The following is an 18,111-nucleotide window of genomic DNA, read 5'->3' as shown; positions in this document are numbered from 1 at the left end:
CCCGAAACCCGCCATGAAAACCAAAGCCGCCGTCGCCTGGAAATCCGCAGCCCCGCTCACCATCGAAACCGTGGACCTCGAGGGCCCGAAGTTCGGCGAGGTGCTGGTCGAGATCAAAGCCACCGGCATCTGCCACACCGACTACTACACGCTCTCGGGCGCCGACCCCGAAGGCATCTTCCCGGCCATCCTCGGCCATGAAGGCGCGGGCATCGTGGTCGACGTGGGCCCCGGCGTCACCACACTCAAAAAGGGTGACCACGTCATTCCGCTCTACACGCCCGAGTGCCGGCAGTGCAAGTTCTGCCTGAGCCGCAAGACCAATCTGTGCCAGCTGATCCGCGGCACGCAGGGCAAGGGCCTGATGCCCGATGCCACCTCGCGCTTCAGCCTCGACGGCGAGCCCATCTTCCACTACATGGGCACCTCGACCTTCAGCAACTACACGGTCGCGCCCGAGATCTCGCTGGCCAAGATCCGCGAGGATGCGCCCTTCGACAAGGTCTGCTACATCGGCTGCGGCGTCACCACCGGCATCGGCGCGGTGATCTTCACGGCCAAGGTGGAAGCCGGCGCGAACGTGGTGGTGTTCGGCCTCGGCGGCATCGGGCTGAACGTGATCCAGGGCGCGAAGATGGTGGGCGCCGACAAGATCATCGGCGTCGACCTGAACCCCGAGCGCGAGGCCATGGCGCGCAAGTTCGGCATGACGCACTTCATCAACCCGAAGGACACCGAGAACGTCGTCGACGCCATCGTGCAGCTGACCGACGGCGGCGCGGACTACAGCTTCGAATGCATCGGCAACACCAAGGTGATGCGCCAGGCGCTCGAGTGCACGCACAAGGGCTGGGGCCGCAGCATCATCATCGGCGTGGCCGAGGCGGGTGCGGAGATCAGCACGCGCCCGTTCCAGCTGGTCACCGGCCGCAAGTGGGAAGGCTCGGCCTTCGGCGGTGCACGCGGACGCACCGACGTGCCGAAGATCGTCGACTGGTACATGGAAGGCAAGATCGACATCGACAGCCTCATCACGCACACGATGCCGCTGGAAGACATCAACAAGGGCTTCGATCTGATGAAGCGCGGCGAGTCCATCCGCGGCGTCGTCCTTTACTAAGACCACTGCAGGCACCGGCCATGACCCGCATGGAGCCCCTGCACAAGATCGAGGCCGGTGTGCTCGAAGTTGCGTACTTCGAAGCCGGCCCCGCCGATGGCCCGCCAGTGCTGCTGATGCACGGCTTTCCGTACGACATCCACACGTATGCCGAAGTCGCGCCGATGCTGGCCGACCAGGGCTGCCGCGCGATCGTGCCGTACCTGCGCGGCTACGGCGCCACGCGCTTCCTGAGCGAGGCCACGCCGCGCTCGGGCGAGCAGGCCGCGCTGGGCGCCGACCTGCTCGCGCTGCTCGATGCGCTGAAGATCGAGCGCGCGGTGCTGGCTGGCTACGACTGGGGCGGCCGCGCCGCCTGCGTGGTCGCGGCGCTGTGGCCCGAACGCGTCGCGGGGCTGGTGTCCTTCAACAGCTACAACATCCAGGACATCGCCAAGGCGATGGAGCCGGACACGCCGGCCAACGAGCACAGCCTCTGGTACCAGTACTACTTCCACAGCGACCGCGGCTGCGCCGGCCTCGGGAAAGACCGCAAGGCGCTCACGAAGCTGCTGTGGAAGCTGTGGTCGCCCACGTGGAAATTCGACGACGCCACTTTCGAGCGCAGCGCCGCCGCCTTCGACCATCCCGACTTCGTGGACGTGGTGATCCAGTCGTACCGCCATCGCTTCGGCCTCGTGTCGGGCGACCCGGCCTATGCGTACATCGAACGCCGCCTGTCGGCCCAGCCCACGATCACAGTGCCCACCATCACCTTCGACGGCCTCGACGACGGCGTGCGCCCGCCCGCCGACGCATCGGCGCACGCGCACCGCTTCAGCGGGCCGCGTTCGCACCGCCTTGTGCCCGGCGTGGGCCACAACATGCCGCAGGAAGCGCCGCGCGTCTTTGCCGATGCCGTGCTCGAACTCGTACCCGCCCTGCGCAGCCAAAACCCGCAATGACCGACAACAGCCCCAAGACTCTTTCCGAACACCACGCCTTCGGCGGCGTGCAAAGCTTCCACGAGCACCGCTCGCATGAAATCGGCTTGCCGATGCGCTTCTCGGTGTACCTGCCGCCGCAGGTCGCGCACGAGCGCGTGCCCGCCCTGCTCTACCTCGCGGGCCTGACCTGCAACGAGGAAACCTTCGCGGTGAAGGCCGGCGCACAGCGCATGGCCACGAGCCTGGGCATCGCGCTGATCGCGCCCGACACCAGCCCGCGCGGCCCCGCCGCCGAGTGCGTGCCTGGCGCGAAGGACGACTGGGACTTCGGCATCGGCGCCGGCTTCTACCTCGACGCCACGCGCGAGCCGTGGGCCACGCACTGGCGCATGGAAAGCTGGATCGTGCACGAGCTGCTGCCGCTTGTGGCCCGGCACTTCGCCATCGACGGCGAGCGCATCGGCATCTCCGGCCACTCGATGGGCGGCCACGGTGCGCTGACGCTGGCGCTGCGGCATCCGGGGCGCTTCAAATCGCTCTCGGCCTTTGCGCCGATCTGCGCACCCACGCAGTGCCCATGGGGCGAGAAGGCGTTCGGCGGCTACCTGGGCCATCCCGGCGCCGACCGCGCGCAGTGGCTGGCGCACGACGCGAGCGCGCTCATGAAATCGCAGGTCGCGGCGCCCTACCCGCAAGGCATCCTCGTCGACCAGGGCCTGGCCGACAAGTTCCTCGCCGAGCAGTTGCACCCCGAGGCGTTCGAGGCCGCCTGCTTCGCAGCCGGCCAGCCGCTCACGCTGCGCCGCCACGCGGGCTACGACCACGGCTACTACTTCATCCAGAGCTTCATGGCCGACCACATTGCGCACCACGCGCAAACGCTGCGCGCGTAAAGTCTCATCGACCGCGGCGGCCTCGCGCCGTATCATGAAACACATGTCCGCCGCCCAAATTCCCGCCTTCCATCTGCGGTCGCGCGAAGGCACTGCCGAAGAGAACATGGTGCTGGCCGGCATCTGGCGCCGCGCGTGGATCGCGGCCAACCGGGGCCTCCCCCATATCGAGCCGATCGCTCACTGGCTGCGCCGCGTGCAGACCGAATTCGGGGCGCCTGCCGACGTGGTGCTGGCGGAGCGCGACGGGCAGGTGCTGGCGTTCATGGTGCTGCTGGAGCGGCGCGAGTACGTGGCGCAACTCTTCGTCGAGCCCCACCTGCGCAACCAGGGCTTGGGCAAGGCCCTGCTCGACGAGGCCTGCGTGCGCCTTCCGACCGGCTGGTGGCTGCACGTGGCCGCCACCAACACGCCGGCGCAGCGCTTCTACGAGCGCTATGGCCTCCAGCGCGGTGCGGTCGACCGCCATCCGACGAGCGGCCGCGAACGCATCGCCTACCATTGGTCGCCCGCGCGCCCGCCATGGCGCATCGGCTGAACCCGTTCCAATTTTTCCCCGCTCCATGCGCATCGACCACATCGCACTCTGGACCACCGATCTCGAGCGCTGCAAGCGCTTCTATGTCGACTATTTCGGCGCCACCGCCGGCGCGGGCTACGTCAATCCGGCCAAGGGCTTTGCCTCGTGCTTCCTGGGCCTTGGCGACGGCGCACGCATCGAGGCCATGACGACGAGCACGCTCTCTCCCGTGACGGCGGAGGCCGGCGCACAGCGCATGGGCTGGACGCACCTCGCGATCAGCGTGGGCTCCGACGCAGCAGTCGACGAACTCACGCAACGCCTGAAGGCCGACGGCCATCCGCTGCTCGACGGCCCGCGCCGCACCGGCGACGGCTACTACGAAAGCGTGGTGCTGGACCCGGACGGCAACCGCATCGAGATCACGGCATGAGCGATTTCGTCGATAGCCTGCACGAAACCTTCGAGCGCCTGGGCCGCATCCGCACGCGCCGCATGTTCGGCGGCCATGGCGTGTGGCACGAGGACCGCATGATCGCCCTCGTGGCCAACGACACGCTCTACCTCAAGTCGGATGCCGAGAGCGCGCCGTACTTCGACGCGCTCGACCTGCCGCCGTTCACCTACGTGCGCCAGGGCCAGTCGATGCCGATGTCGTACCGGCAAGCCCCGGCGGACCTGTTCGAGGACCGGCACGAAGCCGCACTCTGGGGCCGCCGGGCCTACGAGGCGGCGCTGCGCTCGGGCCAGCCGCCGAAGCCGAAGAAAACACCCGCCAAGAAAGCCGCAGTGAAGAAAAAGACAAGCAAGGCAGCCTCCCGGTGAGCGCCCACAACCCGACGCTCCCGCCCCTTCCCGAACGCGAACAGATCGCGCTGCTCGAACCCTTCGAAGGCCTCGGTCCCAAGGACATCGTCGTCGTCACCACGCTGCAGGAGGCCGAGCGCGCGGCCGCCACGCTGCTGGCAGCCGGCATCGCCGGCTTCGACACCGAATCGAAGCCCACCTTCGCGAAGAACGAGGTGTCGGGCGGCCCGCACGTGGTGCAGTTCTCGACGCGCGACACGGCGTGGCTGTTCCAGCTGCACCGCACCGAGTGCAACCCGGTGGTGGCCGCGCTGATCGCCTCGGCCGAGCTGCGCAAGGTCGGCTTCGGGCTCTCGGGCGATCTCACGCTGATCCGTCTGCGGCTCGGCATCGAGCCGAAGGCGGTGTTCGACATCGACACCGAATTCCGCAACCGCGGCTACCGCAAGTCGGTTGGCGTGAAGGCGGCCGTGGCACTGGTGTTCAACCGCCGCTTCATCAAGTCGCGCAAGGCGACCACGTCAAACTGGGCCAACCGGCAGCTCACCGAGGCGCAGATCCGCTACGCGGCCAACGACGCCTATGCATCCATCCGCGTGTACGACGCGCTCTTCGGCGGCAGCTGACCGGTCAGTCCCGCCCCGCCTCCAGGATCGCCTGCGCGAGCCGCCCGGGGTTCGAGAAGAACATCTCGTGGCTGCCGGGGCACTCCACCAGGCGGAACAGGCCCAGCCGCTCCGACAGGCGCGGATGCCACGGCATGCCGTGCGGCATCGCGGTGTCCTGCTGGCAGTTGACGTACGACTTGCCCAGCGCCAGCGCGGCCAGCGGCTGCCGCAGCCTGATCTTGTCGGTGAAGGTGCGGTACGGATGCGGGTTGAGCTTTTCGTAGGCCGCCTGCGCGGTCGCCAGGTCGGCGTCGTTGATGAAGGCTTCGCGCCAGATCTCGAAAGGCAGGGTCACCGCGTTGGCGTTGGCCGCCGCCACGGCGTCGAACATCGCGACGTATGGCGGCGGCACCATGTCGTTGAGCGACTCGCCATCGAGCGGCACGAAGGCGTTGATGTACACCAGCCGCTTCAGGCGTGGCGCGATGCGGTCCGCCACGCCCGAGATCACCATGCCGCCGTAGCTGTGGCCCGCGAGGCGGACCTCGGTGAGATTCTTCTCCTCGATGTAGCGCACGGCCGAGGCGATCGCGTCCTCCAGCGTGGTGCTGGCGCGGTCGTCGCCGGGGTTGTTGCCGGCAAGCGTGGGGCAGTACGCAGTGTGGCCGGCTGCGCGCAGGCCGTCGGCCACGGCTTCGATCTCGGCGCCGGTATGCCACGCGCCGTGGACTAGAACGTAGGTGTCGGACATGGGGGCTTGTCTCCTTCGTTGTGAGGGGAATGACTGTAGGGGCAATGGTGTACTGCGGGTGGCCGTTGTGCGCCAGCGCGATGACCGGCCCGTGCCGGATCGACGCTGCTATGATTCAATAATTCAACGATATTTGAAATATGAAAGAAGATGACGTCGTCCACGCCCTGGCCGCACTGGCGCAGCCCGTTCGCCTGCGGGTGTTCCGTGCGCTGGTGGAGGCAGGCCCGGCCGGCCTCACGCCCGGCGCGCTGACCGAAGCGCTCGAGGTGCCGGCAACGGGGCTGTCGTTCCACCTCAAGGAACTCATGCATTCGGGGCTCGTCTCCCAGGAGCGGCAGGGCCGCAACCTCATCTACCGTGCGGCGTTCGACCGGATGAACGGCCTGCTTGCCTACCTCACGCAGAACTGCTGCCAGGGCGAACCCTGCACCACCGGGTGCCCGCCGGCATGCTGAGCGCCGTCGCAATCTTCATCTTCACGCTCGTGCTTGTGATCTGGCAGCCGCGCGGGCTGGGCATCGGCTGGAGCGCTTCGCTCGGGGCGGCGGTCGCGCTGTTGCTCGGCGTGGTCCAGCTGTCCGACATCCCCGTCGTCTGGGGCATCGTATGGAACGCGACCGGCACTTTCATTGCCGTGATCGTCATCAGCCTGCTGCTCGACGAAGCGGGCTTCTTCGAATGGGCCGCGCTGCACGTGGCGCGCTGGGGCGGCGGACGCGGGCGGCTGCTGTTCGCGTTCATCGTGCTGCTGGGCGCCGCCGTGTCCGCGCTGTTCGCCAACGACGGCGCGGCACTGATCCTCACGCCCATCGTGATGGCGATGCTCGTCGCGCTGGGTTTCTCGCCGGCGGCCACGCTCGCCTTCGTGATGGCGGCGGGCTTCATCGCCGATACGGCCAGCCTGCCGCTGATCGTGTCGAACCTGGTGAACATCGTCTCGGCGGACTTCTTCAAGATCGGCTTCGGCGAATACGCCTCGGTCATGATTCCCGTGAACATCGCGGCGGTGCTCGCGAGCCTGCTGGTGCTGCTGCTTCGCTTTGGACGCGGCGTTCCGACAAGCTACGACGTCGGCCAACTCCAGCCGCCGGCCGCTGCGATCCGCGACCCCGCGACCTTCCGCGCGGGCTGGGTCGTGCTGTTGCTGCTGCTCGTAGGCTTCTTCGGACTGGAGCCCCTGGGTGTGCCGGTCAGCGCGGTGGCGGCCTTTAGCGCGGTCGTGCTGCTGGCGGTCGCGGGACGCGGCCCGGTGATCAGCATCAGGAAGGTGCTGCATGGCGCGCCCTGGCAGATCGTGGTCTTCTCGCTGGGCATGTACCTCGTGGTCTACGGGCTGCGCAACGCGGGGCTGACGGGCCACATCGCCGCACTGCTGAATGTCTTTGTGCAAGGCGGCGTCTGGGGCGCGGCGATGGGCACGGGCTTTCTCGCGGCGGGGCTCTCGTCGGTCATGAACAACATGCCGACGGTGCTGGTGGGCGCGCTGTCCATCGACGCATCGAACGCGAGCGGCGCGGTGAAGGAAGCGATGGTCTACGCCAACGTGATCGGCTGCGACCTCGGCCCCAAGATCACGCCCATCGGCAGCCTTGCCACCCTGCTCTGGCTGCACGTGCTCGCCAGGAAGGGCACGGCCATCGGCTGGGGGTATTACTTCAAGATCGGCATCGTGCTGACGCTGCCTGTGCTGTTCGTGACCCTTGCGGCATTGGCACTTCGATTGAGCATTCCACTTCCATGAACGACATCACGATCTATCACAACCCCGCCTGCGGCACGTCCCGCAACGTGCTCGCGCTGATCCGCAACACGGGCGACGAGCCCAGGGTCATCGAGTACCTCCAGCACCCGCCCGACCGCGCCACGCTGAAGCAGCTCATTGCCGCGATGGGCATTCCGGTGCGCGAGGTGCTGCGCCGCAAGGGCACGCCGTACGACGAACTCGGCCTCGACGACCCGAAGTGGACCGACGAACAGCTGATCGACTTCATGCTGCAGCACCCGATCCTCATCAACCGGCCGATAGTGACGACGCCGCTCGGCACGCGGCTGTGCCGGCCTTCGGAAGCTGTGCTCGACATCCTGCCGCATCCGCAGCAAGGCGCTTTCCTGAAGGAAGACGGCGAGGTGGTCATCGACGCGAAGGGCCAGCGCGCCGCCAAGCCCTGAGCTGCCCAGGCTCGACGCGGGGCACTTCGCAGACCGCGCCCACACCCCAAGCCATGCCCGCTTGCCAAGCGGGAATAAAACGCGCCCATCTCTGTCCCAGGCCCGACACCGGCAAAATGTTCCGCGAATCAAACCGGTGCGCTGGCATTCCGGCGCACGCACATGAAAGAACAGGCCATGAGCAACAAAAGCGATTTCGGATTGATCGGCCTGGCCGTGATGGGCCAGAACCTCGTGCTGAACGTGGAAAGCCGCGGCTTCCAGGTCAGCGTGTACAACCGCACCGAGGCGACCACCGAAGCCTTCATCGCGGCCAACCCCGGCAAGAAGCTGGTCGGCGCGAAGACGCTCGAGGAGTTCGTTCAGAGCCTGGCCAGGCCCCGCAAGATCCAGATCATGGTGAAGGCCGGCGCGCCGGTCGACCAGGTGATCGAACAGCTCATCCCGCTGCTCGACAAGGACGACATCGTCATCGACGGCGGCAACAGCCTCTACACCGACACCGAGCGCCGCGACGCCTACCTTGCAGCCAAGGGCCTGCGTTTCATCGGCGCGGGCGTGTCGGGCGGCGAGGAAGGCGCGCGCAAGGGCCCGTCGATCATGCCGGGCGGCCCGCTTTCCACCTGGGAGGTGATGAAGCCTATCTTCGAGAGCATCGCGGCCAAGGTGGACGGCGAGCCCTGCGTGATCCATATCGGCCCCGGCGGAGCCGGCCACTACGTGAAGATGGTGCACAACGGCATCGAGTACGGCGACATGCAGCTGATCTGCGAGGCCTACAGCCTGTTCAAGGCGGCCGGTTTCAGCACGGACGAGATGGCAGCGATCTTCAACGAATGGAACAACGGCGAGCTGCAGAGCTATCTGATCCAGATCACCGCCAAGGCGCTCGAACAGAAGGACCCGGAAACGGGCAAGCCCATCGTCGACCTCATCCTCGACAAGGCGGGCCAGAAAGGCACGGGCCAATGGACGCTGATCAACGCGGCCGAGAACGCGGTGGTCATCAGCACCATCAACGCCGCGGTCGAGGCGCGTGTGCTGTCGTCGCAGAAGAAGGCGCGCGTGGCGGCGAGCAAGGTGCTGCAGGGCCCGAAGATCGAACTCTCGCTCGAGAAGAAGGCGCTGGTGGCCAAGGTGCACGACGCGCTGTATGCCTCCAAGGTGATCAGCTACACACAGGGCTTCGACCTCATCAAGACGATGGGCGACAAGAAGCAATGGAGGCTCGACCTCGGCGGCATCGCCTCCATCTGGCGCGGCGGCTGCATCATCCGCGCGCGTTTCCTGAACCGCATCACCGACGCCTTCCGCACCGACCCGGCGCTGGGCAACCTGATGCTCGATCCGTTCTTCAAGGACCTGCTGAACCGCACGCAGCAGAACTGGCGCGAGGTGGTGGCGCTGGCGGTGAGCAACGGCATTCCGGTGCCGGCGTTCAGCGCCTCGCTGGCCTACTACGACAGCTACCGCACAGAGCGCCTGCCGGCGAACCTGCTGCAGGCGCAGCGCGACTTCTTCGGCGCGCACACGTATGAGCGCACCGACAAGCCCGAAGGACAGTTCTTCCATACGGACTGGCCTGAAGTCATTGGGTGACTTGGCTCTCCCTCGAAGTGATCACCGCGCAGCCATCGCCAACACGGTGGCGCGGCGGGACCGGACCTCCCTCAGAAGTTCCTTCATCCTTCCTTCAGCATGAAGTTCGCAGGCCCAGCCGGCGGCGGATGCCGTTGATGAGACCTGGCCCGAAGTCGCGCCGCACTGCCCCGTCGCTGCGCGGCGCGTGGGAGAGCACAGCCGGCCCCACATGCAGTTCAAGCACACCGGCCGTTTGCAGCGAATGCAGGAATAAAACGCACTGGGAAAACGGAAGCTGGCTGATGTCGGCCAGTTCGCCCGCGTTCAATGCACGCCGTGCCAGCAGGCTCGCCATGCGGATGTTGTCGAGGTCGTTGCGCAACAGCAGGGCTGGCGGCCGGCGGCGGAGCATGAAGCGCACCGAATCGGAAACCTCGATCTCCATGGCGGCTGCGTCGTCCAGCGTCGACCGCGCGGGCGTCGCCTCGCGCAGCGCGTGCTCGGTGGTCTTGAGCCATTGCTGCAGCCTGTCGGCACGTATCGGCCGCTCCAGCGTGTCGGGCTTTCCGCCCGAATGCATGCGCGTGAGCCTGAGCACGGCAGCGGCCATGCCGGCCACCTGCGGGCTGCCCTCTTCCACGGCGGCACCATCGACCAGCAGCGCGTCGTACGGCGGCGCATTGACCAGCTGCCACGGGAACGCGGCGTCGCTCGCATACAGCCGCACGATCGTCTGGATCACGACGACTTCGGCAAGCGGCAGCTTGTAGACGCCGAGCCTCAGCAATGGGCGTGTCCTGCTTGCGGCGCTCATGTCAGTTCACCGCCGGCACTTCGCGCCAATTCGATCAATTTGCATCCGCTATCTCCTTGCCGAATAAAGTTCGATCCATCTTGAAAAAGATGAAAATGGATGAATTGGCCCGTACTGAAAGATGCGTTCAATTCGAAGCAGTCCGCAAGGACATTCCGCATGAAACGAATCAGCGCACGCGACAATTTTTTACTACTTTATGACTCGTTACTGGCGCCGCAAGTGGGGGTCAGCCACTCAGTTTTGAGGCAATGGGCATGACACATTGCATGTCATGCACCAAGAAAAATTTCAATTCCCCAATATGGGTCGCGCCAATTGAGGCCACCCACCCTCGTTCACACAGGCTCCGCGCTGGACAGCGGCCTCCATTCCTGCAGGCAGAGTTTTTCCACCGCCATGTCGACGAATGCCGAAACCGCCAGGGGGCGCTGTTGGCGGCTGGGATACACCACGCTCATCCCGCGTCCCGCTCGCATGTACAGCGGCAGCACGGGCACCAGCTGGCCCGTGGCCACTTCCGATGCCGTCAGGACCGCCGGCAACGCGACGATGCCGAGCCCGGCGCAGGCGGCCCTGCGCAGCGCCACCTGCACGTTGCTGGTGAAGCGCCCTCTCACTCGCACTTCTTCCTCTGTGCCGTCGGGCCCCTGCAGGCGCCAGGTGGCGTGGCTGCCGGTTTCCGGTGGCTGCGTCAGGCATTCGTGCTCGCTCAGCTCTTGCAGCGTGGCGGGTACACCGTGCGCCGCCAGGTAGGCGGGGCTGGCCAGGAGGCCAGCGTCGCTCGCGAAAATCCTTCGGGAAACGTAGCTCGAATCGGCCAGCGGGCCGATGCGAAATGCCACGTCGATGCGATCGGCAATGAGATCCGCCGGGACATCGCTGAGAACGAAGTCGAGTTGGACCAACGGATGCGCATCGAGAAACGCCGTCACCCATTCCATCTCGAAGTATTCGAAGAAGCTGGCCGATGCAGCCACCCGTACCGGGCCGCACGGCTCCTGGCTGCCGGAGACGTGCGATTGCCCTGCTTCGATCAGCTCCTCGACCGCGGGGCCGCATCGTTCACGAAAGGTTTCTCCCGCGCTGGTCAGCGTCAGTTTGCGGGTCGAGCGCTGCATCAGCCGGGTGCCCAGGCGCGCCTCGAGCTGCTGGATGCGGCGGCTCACCGTTGCCGAGGGCATGCGCAGTTGCCGCGCCGCTTCGGCAAAACTGCCGAAGCGCGCGACTTGGACGAACATTGCGACTTCATTCAGGTCGAGCACGAGATTCTTTCTGTCAATAGGTGATTTCAAATTCGCTTGCGCGCTTCGATTTATCAATTCCGTTTTTGCTATCGATCAATCACCGCTTTGCAATCGATCAAAATCCATCAGGTGCGGATACAATTCCAAAAATCCTGAGCACCAGCTGACCAATTATCATCGACGGGCGCCTTTACAAATAAGTTTCGAAATAGACCTTCGCTGCGGAGCTATTCCGCGCGGCTGCCATTTATATGGAAATAGCAGATAGTTGATCTAATCCACTATCTCCGCCAAGACGTTTTTTCCGCAATTGGCCCTTTGCCGATTCATATATGAATCTTTGCTTATTCCAGCCTGCACAGCTAGAACAAGCTGCCCTGCCCCACCGCGCTCGGCGGCCGGAACGCGGTGATGTCCAGCGGAATGCGCTCGCGGTTGAAGCCGAGGCGGTTCGCAGCCTTCTCGAAACGCTGATGGATCAGGTCGGCCCACAGGCCTGAGCCTTTCATACGTGTGGCGAAGTCGGCGTCGTAGTCCTTGCCGCCGCGCATCTCGTGAATGCGCGCCATGATGCGGTCGGCGCGCTGCGGATAGTGCAGCGCAAGCCATTCCTTGAAGAGCGGCGCGACCTCCCAAGGCAGCCGCACCACCGTGTAGAAGGCGCTGCGCGCACCGGCTTCCCACGCGGCCTCGAGCACCAGTTCCATGTCTTCGGTCACGAAGGGAATCTGCGGCGCTACGCTCACACCCACCGGCACGCCGGCCGCGGCCAGCGTGCGGATGGCTCGCAGCCGTCGATGCGGCGCTGCGGCGCGCGGCTCCAGCTTGCGGGCGAGGTCGCCGTCGAGCGTGGTCACGGTGACGTACACGGCCGCAAGGCGGTCGGCCGCCATGGGCGCGATCAGGTCGAAGTCACGCTCGATGGCGCTCGACTTGGTGACCAGCGCGAACGGATGCCTCGTTTCCTTCAGCAGTTCGATGATCGAGCGCGTGAGCCGCAATTCGCGCTCGATGGGCTGGTAGCAGTCCGTGGCGGTTCCGATGGCGATGTAGCTGGGCCGATAGCTCCTGCGCCCAAGTTCGGCGCGCAGCACCTCGACGATGTTGCGCTTGGCGATGAGCTTGGTCTCGAAGTCGAGGCCCGGAGAGAGATTCAGGTAGCTGTGCGTGGGCCGGGCAAAGCAATAAATGCAGCCATGCTCGCAGCCGCGGTACGGATTGATAGAACGGTCGAAGGGGACGTCGGGCGAGTCGTTCTCGTTGAGCACCGACTTCACGTCCTCGAAGCGGATCTCGGTGGCAATGGGCTGCAGCTCGTCGGCCTCGGCCACGCCTTCCTCGAGCGTGCCCCAGCCGTCGTCGAAGGCGCTGCGCTCGTCCTTCGAGAAACGGTGCGCGAGTTGCGTGGCCGCACCGCGGCCCTTGATGGCGTGAACGGGGATCCGTGCAGTTGGCATGGCAGCTCCTTGGGCTTAAGTACTGTGTATTCATACAGTATTTCACCGATTCACATTCGTCGCCAATTTTTCTATTTCTCTATTGACAGAAATTTCGTAAATCCTAAACTCGACGCCATGGAACTCACCGACATTCAACGCAAGTTCGTGCTGCACTGGGGTGAAATGGGCTCGATGTGGGGCGTCAACCGCACCGTCTCGCAGATCCACGCGCTGCTCTTCGCGCACGGCAAGCCGATGAACGCGGAGGAACTGAGCGAAACGCTCGGCGTGGCCCGCTCCAACATCAGCAACAGCCTCAAGGAACTGCAGGCCTGGAACCTCGTGCGCGTGACCCACACGCTGGGTGACCGCCGCGATTATTTCGAGACCAGCGTCGACGTGTGGGAGCTGTTCCGCACCGTCGTGCGCGAGCGCAAGGAACGCGAATTCGACCCGACCGTGCGCGTGCTGCGCGAGCTGGTTTCCAGCCCCGACTTCCAGAAGGAGCCCGCCGATGCGCAGGACCGCATCCGCTCCACCATGGAACTCATGGACAAGCTCGCCACCTGGGCCGACGAAATGCTGCGGCTGTCGCCCGGCACGCTCGACAAGGTGATGACGCTGGGCGCCAGCGTGCAGAAGTTCGTTCGCGGCGAATCGGCGTCGCCCGGCAAGGGCGATGACCCCGACGCGCACCACGCCAGCCTGCCGATGATCTGAGGTCTCTTTTTTGCCCATTTATTTCTGTTTTGACAGAAATATCGATAACAAAGAACGCCATGAGCCGCCCCACCCTTCCCGCCTACCCGCTCACGATCTACTTCGACGCCAGCTGCGCGATCTGCTCTGCCGAAATGGGCAGCCTCAAGGCGCGCGACGCGGAAGCCCGGCTGCAACTGGTCGACTGCTCGCCAGTGGCGTTCAGCAGCGGTCCGGCCCCGCGCAGCGCGCTGATGGCGGCCATCCACGTATCGGACGCCGAAGGCCGGGTCTTCGTCGGCGTGCCGGCGATCCGCATCTGCCGCACGGCGGTCGGCCTGTCCAGCGGCAGCTTCCTGCTCGACCTGCCTCTGGTCGCACCGCTGGCCGACCGCGCCTATGCGCTGCTGGCGCGCAACCGCTACCGCATTCCGCGCTGGCTGGCCGCAAGGCTGGCGGGGCGCGTCGCGCCCTCCTGCGACGACGGCAACTGCCGCCTCTGAGAACCAACGAACAACCATCTGAGGGAATCGCCATGTCCACTGTTTTCCGGCCCGACTTCCGCACGCCCCACGACACGCCCCTGCGTATCCCGGCGAGCCACGCAAGCGCGCCCATCACGGCCGAGGACACGCAGGACTACTTCACCGAAGTCGCAGTCGACTACAGCGCGTGGAGTCCCAGCTACAACATGCACTTCGGCTTCTGGCGCGCGGGCCTGAACCCGCTGCGGCGCGAAGGCATGCTGGTGGAAATGAATCGCGTGGTCGGCCGCGCGCTGCAGCTCGGCCAGGCACGGCCCGGCAGCGCGGCGCAACGCCGCTGCGTGATCGACCTGGGCTGCGGCGCCGGCGCCACCGCGCGCACGCTGGTTGGCGACCACGAGTCGCTCTACGCCATCACCGTGACCAACGTCGCCGTGCAGAACCGCATCGCCGCGAAGCTCGACGCCGCCGCGGGCGTGACCGACCGCATGGCGCACATCGAGGCCGACTACACCCGCACCGGCCTGCCCGCAGCACAGGCCGATGGCGCGTGGGCCGTGGAAAGCGCCTGCTATGCCGGCGGCACCAGCAAGGCCGACTTCATCCGTGAAGCCGCGCGGCTGCTGAGGCCAGGCGCGCGCCTCGCGGTGGTCGACGGTTTCCTGCTTCGCCGCAGCCCCGGTCGCCTCGCGGGCTGGCTGCACCGCCTGTGGGCCGACAGCTGGGCCGTGCCCACACTGGCCGTGCGCGAAGACTTCATCGCTGCACTGCATGAGCACGGCTTCGACGACGTGGAAGTGAAGTCGCTGCGCTGGCGCGTCGCGCCCAGCGCGCTGCACATCCCGGTACTGGCCACCCGCTTCACGCTGGCCGAACTCTGGAAGGCGCGCGGCAGGCTCAGCCCATGGCGGCGCAAGCACATCGTGGCCAGCTACTGCGCATTGGCGCTGGGCACGTTCTGGCGCGACTTCGACTACTGCATGGTCACCGCCAGGCGCCGCGCCGACTGAGCGCAACACGAATACAAACAGACAGAGGAGAAGAGGCTTTTCATGCAAAACGATCCCGAAGAAAGCAGGTTCGCCGGGCGGCCCCCCGTCGAGCCGCAGCCCGCGATGAGCGAAGAAGCACAGCCCAAGCCCGTTCGCGGCATGCCCTTCGGCTGGTTCTGGCCGATGGCCATCGGCGCCGCGGTCGCGCTCGTGCTGCGCCTCTTTTTCAGCAGCGCCCCCGGCAAGCCCTACTCGGCCATGCTGGCTTCCTTCGTCTACTTCGTGCCCGCGGTATGCGGCGCGGTCACGGTGTACATGGCCGAGCGCATCGAGCGCCGCAGCTGGGGGTACTACATCTGGGCGCCGTGGGTGGCGACCTCGCTCTTCGTCGGCGGAACGCTGCTGGTGTTCATCGAAGGCCTGATCTGCGCCATCGTCATCGTGCCGCTGTTCGCCACCATGGGCAGCGTGGGCGGGCTGGCGATGGGCATCGTGTGCCGCGTCACCAACTGGCCCAAGCAGGCCATCTACAGCTTCGCGATGCTGCCGCTGGTGCTCGGCGCCATCGAGCCCCAACTGTCCAACCCCGACCGCTTCTCCAACACCTCGCGCGCGCTCTTCATCGCAGCGCCGCCCGAGCGGGTGTGGCACGAGCTCAATGCCGCGAGCGACATCCGCCCCGCCGAGGTCGGCGACGCATGGGCCTACCGCATCGGCGTGCCGATGCCGGTGTCGGGCGTGACGGTCGACGCGCCCGAGGGCCGCGTGCGCCAGGTGCAGTGGCAGAAGAACGTGCATTTCGAAGAGGTCATCACCGAGTGGGAGCCCAACCGCCTGCTGAAGTGGCGCTTCCGCTTCTCGCCCGATTCCTTCCCGGCCGGCGCGCTCGACGACCACGTGATGATCGGCGGCCAATACTTCGACCTGCGCGACGCCACCTACACGCTGACACCACGCGACGGCGGCACCGAGCTTCGCGTGGCGGTGTCGTGGCGGCTGAGCACCAGCTTCAACTGGTATGCCGACCGTGTCATGCATCTGCTGCTGGACGACGCCTCGGAGAACATCCTGCGCTTCTACAAGGCGCGCAGCGAAGCCACGGCAATGCCGCCCACCGCCGGATGACGACGGTGCAGCCCGTCTTCCAGCAAGCGCTGGGCCCCGCCTGGGACTGACATGGGCTATGTCTGGCGCATCGCGGGGTTGCGCATTCCGCTGCCGCTCTGCCTCTTTCTCGGCACCGCCTACGTCGAAGAACGGCCCGACCCGGCCGATGCCGACCGCTTCACGATCAAGATGCTGCTGCGCCACCGCTGGCTCGGCGACGTGTTCCGATACAGCGGGCGCTTTCACCTCGGCCCGCGAACGGGATCACAATGAGCGCACCATGCCGCGCCGCCCAGAGAACCTCTACGCCCAGTATCACGCCCACGTCTATTTCGGGCCCGACACGCTCGCGCAGGCCAAGGCCCTTTGCGAGCGCGCGGGCCGCGAGCTGATGGTGGTGGTCGGCCGCGTGCACGAGCGGCTGGTGGGGCCGCATCCGCACTGGAGCTGCCAGATCGCCTTCGACGCCGCCGAGTTCGACCAGGTCATCGGCTGGCTCGAAGCCAACCGCGACGGGCTCGACGTGTTCGTGCACGGCGTGACGGGCGACGACCTTGCCGACCACACGGCGCATGCCATGTGGCTCGGCGAAGAAAGCGCACTCGACCTGCGGATGTTCCGGCACTGACTAGGCCTTCTCTTCCGAGCCGGCACCGTGCACCTTGAAGAAGGTCGCGCCCTCGACCTTCTGGCCGATGGCCTGTTCGTAGGCTGCGCGCACGTCGTCGGGCTGGCCGGCCTGCCCGAAGAAGTCCTTCAGGTACGGGCCCAGCAGCGGATGCGCGGCCAGTTCGGCACGCGGCAGGCCGCTCAGCATCTCGTCGCGGCAGGCCGAGGGCAGGAACACATCGCGGTTCTTCTCCGCGTCGCGGATCAGCCCTTTGGGCTCGTGCGCCGGATCGGCCTGCATCGCCTCGATCTCCTCGAAGAAGCGGCGGCGCATCATCACGATGCCCTTGTCGCTCTGGCCCAGCTTCTCGCGCGTGCGGTCGGTGACGGTGCCCTGCCCCACCCACACCACGAAGTCCTGGTTGGCGACGTGGCTGGTGATCCAGCGGCCGGTGGCCGGGTCCTTGATGGGCCCGTACCACGAGGGGATGCGCTCCTGCACATAGGGCTCCTGCTCGGTCGGCACGCGGCTCAGCACCCACAGCACGCTGAGCGTATGGTGGTCGTCGATGGGCACACGCCATTCGAAGTGATGGCCCAGGAAGAAGCCGTTGGGCCACAGCGTGACGCGGCCGGTGGTCCACATCACGTTGTCTTCGCGCTCGCCGCCGCGCAGGCGCTTGTAGACGAAACCGTGCTCGAACTCCTCGAAGGCCAGCTTCAGATGCGTGGGCACGTACGGCCCTTCCTCGCCCTGCAGGCGCGTGGTCCAGTTGTTGTGGGTCCACTCGAAGTGCACGGGGTCGATGGAGTTTTCCTGGCACTGGAACCAGTTGCACGGAATCTCCGCGAACACCGCCTGCGCGAAGCCGTTCTTGTAGTTGAACAGCTCCCAGTCAGGCAGCAGCGGCGCGGGCAGCGGGCCCATGTAGGCCCAGAGCAGGCCGGCCTTCTCCTGCACCGGGTAGGCCTTGATCTTTGTGTTCCTGCGCATGCGCGCACCGGGGTCCAGCGTTTCCTCGAAGGGCTGGTGAATGCACTGGCCGCCCTGGTCGTATTGCCAGCCGTGGTAGCTGCAGCGCAGGCCGCATTTCTCGACGTAGCCGTAGGACATGTCGGCATTGCGGTGCGGGCAGCGGCGGTCGACCAGTCCGTAGTTGCCGCTCAGGTCCTTGTAGAGCACGAGGTCTTCGCCGAGGATGCGCAGCGGCTTCACGGCCTTGCCGTCGAACTCGCTGGCGCCGGCGATCGGGTGCCAGTAGCGGCGCAGGTAGTCGCCCATCGGCTTGCCGGGGCCCACTTCGGTCAGCAGGCGGTTTTTTTCTTCGCTCAACATGCTTG

At 66.2% G+C, this 18,111-nt stretch carries 22 protein-coding genes; 17 read left to right on the top strand and 5 right to left on the bottom strand.

Going from position 1 to position 18,111, the window contains the following annotated elements; all coding sequences use genetic code 11:
* The first annotated feature begins 13 nt into the window (after nt 1-13).
* Genes PMI12_RS17620 through PMI12_RS17590 form a run of 7 tightly spaced genes read left to right on the top strand, consistent with a single transcriptional unit; the run spans nt 14 to nt 4,892 of the window.
* Nucleotides 14-1,120 (top strand): S-(hydroxymethyl)glutathione dehydrogenase/class III alcohol dehydrogenase, encoded by a 1,107-nt coding sequence (locus tag PMI12_RS17620; protein WP_007835116.1) that lies wholly within the window; start codon nt 14-16, stop codon nt 1,118-1,120.
* 20 nt (nt 1,121-1,140) lie between these two features.
* A complete protein-coding gene (locus PMI12_RS17615) occupies nt 1,141-2,064 on the top strand; it encodes an alpha/beta fold hydrolase (RefSeq protein WP_007835115.1) in 924 nt (307 codons plus the stop codon).
* On the top strand, nt 2,061-2,939 hold the full coding sequence (gene fghA / locus PMI12_RS17610; RefSeq protein ID WP_007835114.1) for an S-formylglutathione hydrolase: 879 nt from the start codon (nt 2,061-2,063) through the stop codon (nt 2,937-2,939). The genes PMI12_RS17615 and fghA overlap by 4 nt, the downstream gene beginning before the upstream one ends.
* Before the next feature lie 43 nt (nt 2,940-2,982).
* Complete coding sequence (locus tag PMI12_RS17605) at nt 2,983-3,477, top strand: GNAT family N-acetyltransferase (protein WP_237726109.1); 495 nt, start codon at nt 2,983-2,985, stop codon at nt 3,475-3,477.
* Nucleotides 3,478-3,502: 25 nt separating this feature from the next.
* Nucleotides 3,503-3,892, top strand: a complete 390-nt coding sequence (locus PMI12_RS17600; protein ID WP_007835112.1) for a VOC family protein — start codon at nt 3,503-3,505, stop codon at nt 3,890-3,892.
* Nucleotides 3,889-4,284 (top strand): TfoX/Sxy family protein, encoded by a 396-nt coding sequence (locus PMI12_RS17595; protein ID WP_007835110.1) that lies wholly within the window; start codon nt 3,889-3,891, stop codon nt 4,282-4,284. Before PMI12_RS17600 ends, PMI12_RS17595 begins: the two co-directional genes overlap by 4 nt.
* On the top strand, nt 4,281-4,892 hold the full coding sequence (locus PMI12_RS17590; protein ID WP_007835109.1) for a 3'-5' exonuclease: 612 nt from the start codon (nt 4,281-4,283) through the stop codon (nt 4,890-4,892). The genes PMI12_RS17595 and PMI12_RS17590 overlap by 4 nt, the downstream gene beginning before the upstream one ends.
* 4 nt (nt 4,893-4,896) lie before the next feature.
* Here the strand turns inward: PMI12_RS17590 and PMI12_RS17585 are convergent, their stop codons facing one another.
* Nucleotides 4,897-5,625 carry an alpha/beta fold hydrolase gene (locus tag PMI12_RS17585; RefSeq protein ID WP_007835108.1) on the bottom strand — a complete coding sequence of 243 codons (729 nt, stop codon included), beginning with the start codon at nt 5,623-5,625 and terminating at the stop codon, nt 4,897-4,899.
* 140 nt (nt 5,626-5,765) lie between these two features.
* Between PMI12_RS17585 and PMI12_RS17580 the strand changes: the two genes are divergently transcribed.
* The 4 genes from PMI12_RS17580 (at nt 5,766) to gnd (ending at nt 9,396) form a co-directional block, all read left to right on the top strand.
* On the top strand, nt 5,766-6,083 hold the full coding sequence (locus PMI12_RS17580; protein WP_007835104.1) for an ArsR/SmtB family transcription factor: 318 nt from the start codon (nt 5,766-5,768) through the stop codon (nt 6,081-6,083).
* Nucleotides 6,077-7,369, top strand: coding sequence for an arsenic transporter (locus PMI12_RS17575; RefSeq protein WP_007835102.1), 1,293 nt, complete (start codon nt 6,077-6,079; stop codon nt 7,367-7,369). Before PMI12_RS17580 ends, PMI12_RS17575 begins: the two co-directional genes overlap by 7 nt.
* Nucleotides 7,366-7,797 (top strand): arsenate reductase (glutaredoxin), encoded by a 432-nt coding sequence (arsC, locus tag PMI12_RS17570; protein ID WP_007835100.1) that lies wholly within the window; start codon nt 7,366-7,368, stop codon nt 7,795-7,797. Before PMI12_RS17575 ends, arsC begins: the two co-directional genes overlap by 4 nt.
* Before the next feature lie 177 nt (nt 7,798-7,974).
* Entirely contained in the window at nt 7,975-9,396 is a 1,422-nt protein-coding gene (gene gnd / locus PMI12_RS17565) for a decarboxylating NADP(+)-dependent phosphogluconate dehydrogenase (protein WP_042673648.1), read from the top strand.
* Nucleotides 9,397-9,490: 94 nt separating this feature from the next.
* On the opposite strand, the gene PMI12_RS17560 is transcribed toward gnd, so the two are convergent.
* The 3 genes from PMI12_RS17560 to PMI12_RS17550 all read right to left on the bottom strand — a co-directional run bounded on the left by PMI12_RS17560 (nt 9,491) and on the right by PMI12_RS17550 (nt 12,896).
* A complete protein-coding gene (locus PMI12_RS17560) occupies nt 9,491-10,165 on the bottom strand; it encodes a hypothetical protein (protein ID WP_007835095.1) in 675 nt (224 codons plus the stop codon).
* A gap of 365 nt (nt 10,166-10,530) precedes the next feature.
* Nucleotides 10,531-11,457 carry a LysR family transcriptional regulator gene (locus PMI12_RS17555; RefSeq protein WP_042673638.1) on the bottom strand — a complete coding sequence of 309 codons (927 nt, stop codon included), beginning with the start codon at nt 11,455-11,457 and terminating at the stop codon, nt 10,531-10,533.
* Nucleotides 11,458-11,801: 344 nt separating this feature from the next.
* Complete coding sequence (locus PMI12_RS17550; RefSeq protein ID WP_007835093.1) at nt 11,802-12,896, bottom strand: PA0069 family radical SAM protein; 1,095 nt, start codon at nt 12,894-12,896, stop codon at nt 11,802-11,804.
* 117 nt (nt 12,897-13,013) lie between these two features.
* Between PMI12_RS17550 and PMI12_RS17545 the strand changes: the two genes are divergently transcribed.
* Genes PMI12_RS17545 through PMI12_RS17520 form a run of 6 tightly spaced genes read left to right on the top strand, consistent with a single transcriptional unit; the run spans nt 13,014 to nt 16,789 of the window.
* Nucleotides 13,014-13,598: a GbsR/MarR family transcriptional regulator gene (locus PMI12_RS17545; RefSeq protein ID WP_007835089.1), complete on the top strand. Its 585-nt coding sequence runs from the start codon at nt 13,014-13,016 to the stop codon at nt 13,596-13,598.
* A gap of 59 nt (nt 13,599-13,657) precedes the next feature.
* Nucleotides 13,658-14,080: a thiol-disulfide oxidoreductase DCC family protein gene (locus PMI12_RS17540; protein ID WP_007835087.1), complete on the top strand. Its 423-nt coding sequence runs from the start codon at nt 13,658-13,660 to the stop codon at nt 14,078-14,080.
* 32 nt (nt 14,081-14,112) lie between these two features.
* Complete coding sequence (locus tag PMI12_RS17535) at nt 14,113-15,072, top strand: SAM-dependent methyltransferase (protein WP_007835085.1); 960 nt, start codon at nt 14,113-14,115, stop codon at nt 15,070-15,072.
* 42 nt (nt 15,073-15,114) lie between these two features.
* Nucleotides 15,115-16,179 carry an SRPBCC family protein gene (locus PMI12_RS17530; protein WP_007835083.1) on the top strand — a complete coding sequence of 355 codons (1,065 nt, stop codon included), beginning with the start codon at nt 15,115-15,117 and terminating at the stop codon, nt 16,177-16,179.
* Nucleotides 16,180-16,230: 51 nt separating this feature from the next.
* Nucleotides 16,231-16,434, top strand: a complete 204-nt coding sequence (locus PMI12_RS17525; protein WP_007835082.1) for a DUF4166 domain-containing protein — start codon at nt 16,231-16,233, stop codon at nt 16,432-16,434.
* A gap of 7 nt (nt 16,435-16,441) precedes the next feature.
* The gene (locus tag PMI12_RS17520; protein ID WP_007835080.1) at nt 16,442-16,789 is read left to right on the top strand and encodes a DOPA 4,5-dioxygenase family protein; all 348 of its coding nucleotides are present in this window, start codon (nt 16,442-16,444) and stop codon (nt 16,787-16,789) included.
* On the opposite strand, the gene PMI12_RS17515 is transcribed toward PMI12_RS17520, so the two are convergent.
* Nucleotides 16,790-18,106, bottom strand: a complete 1,317-nt coding sequence (locus tag PMI12_RS17515; RefSeq protein ID WP_007835079.1) for an aromatic ring-hydroxylating dioxygenase subunit alpha — start codon at nt 18,104-18,106, stop codon at nt 16,790-16,792.
* Nucleotides 18,107-18,111 lie beyond the last annotated feature (5 nt).

Origin of the sequence: Variovorax sp. CF313, from assembly GCF_000282635.1 — a bacterium.
In the GTDB taxonomy this organism is placed as follows: domain Bacteria; phylum Pseudomonadota; class Gammaproteobacteria; order Burkholderiales; family Burkholderiaceae_C; genus Variovorax.
This window is presented reverse-complemented; position numbering and strand designations above follow the sequence as displayed.

Coding starts and splice junctions, on each gene's coding strand:
- PMI12_RS17620 (WP_007835116.1), top strand. CDS start 14: ATGAAAACCAAAGCCGCCGTCGCCTGGAAATCCGCAGCCCCGCTCACC.
- PMI12_RS17615 (WP_007835115.1), top strand. CDS start 1,141: ATGACCCGCATGGAGCCCCTGCACAAGATCGAGGCCGGTGTGCTCGAA.
- fghA (WP_007835114.1), top strand. CDS start 2,061: ATGACCGACAACAGCCCCAAGACTCTTTCCGAACACCACGCCTTCGGC.
- PMI12_RS17605 (WP_237726109.1), top strand. CDS start 2,983: ATGTCCGCCGCCCAAATTCCCGCCTTCCATCTGCGGTCGCGCGAAGGC.
- PMI12_RS17600 (WP_007835112.1), top strand. CDS start 3,503: ATGCGCATCGACCACATCGCACTCTGGACCACCGATCTCGAGCGCTGC.
- PMI12_RS17595 (WP_007835110.1), top strand. CDS start 3,889: ATGAGCGATTTCGTCGATAGCCTGCACGAAACCTTCGAGCGCCTGGGC.
- PMI12_RS17585 (WP_007835108.1), bottom strand. CDS start 5,625: ATGTCCGACACCTACGTTCTAGTCCACGGCGCGTGGCATACCGGCGCC.
- PMI12_RS17580 (WP_007835104.1), top strand. CDS start 5,766: ATGAAAGAAGATGACGTCGTCCACGCCCTGGCCGCACTGGCGCAGCCC.
- PMI12_RS17575 (WP_007835102.1), top strand. CDS start 6,077: ATGCTGAGCGCCGTCGCAATCTTCATCTTCACGCTCGTGCTTGTGATC.
- arsC (WP_007835100.1), top strand. CDS start 7,366: ATGAACGACATCACGATCTATCACAACCCCGCCTGCGGCACGTCCCGC.
- gnd (WP_042673648.1), top strand. CDS start 7,975: ATGAGCAACAAAAGCGATTTCGGATTGATCGGCCTGGCCGTGATGGGC.
- PMI12_RS17550 (WP_007835093.1), bottom strand. CDS start 12,896: ATGCCAACTGCACGGATCCCCGTTCACGCCATCAAGGGCCGCGGTGCG.
- PMI12_RS17545 (WP_007835089.1), top strand. CDS start 13,014: ATGGAACTCACCGACATTCAACGCAAGTTCGTGCTGCACTGGGGTGAA.
- PMI12_RS17540 (WP_007835087.1), top strand. CDS start 13,658: ATGAGCCGCCCCACCCTTCCCGCCTACCCGCTCACGATCTACTTCGAC.
- PMI12_RS17535 (WP_007835085.1), top strand. CDS start 14,113: ATGTCCACTGTTTTCCGGCCCGACTTCCGCACGCCCCACGACACGCCC.
- PMI12_RS17530 (WP_007835083.1), top strand. CDS start 15,115: ATGCAAAACGATCCCGAAGAAAGCAGGTTCGCCGGGCGGCCCCCCGTC.
- PMI12_RS17525 (WP_007835082.1), top strand. CDS start 16,231: ATGGGCTATGTCTGGCGCATCGCGGGGTTGCGCATTCCGCTGCCGCTC.
- PMI12_RS17520 (WP_007835080.1), top strand. CDS start 16,442: ATGCCGCGCCGCCCAGAGAACCTCTACGCCCAGTATCACGCCCACGTC.
- PMI12_RS17515 (WP_007835079.1), bottom strand. CDS start 18,106: ATGTTGAGCGAAGAAAAAAACCGCCTGCTGACCGAAGTGGGCCCCGGC.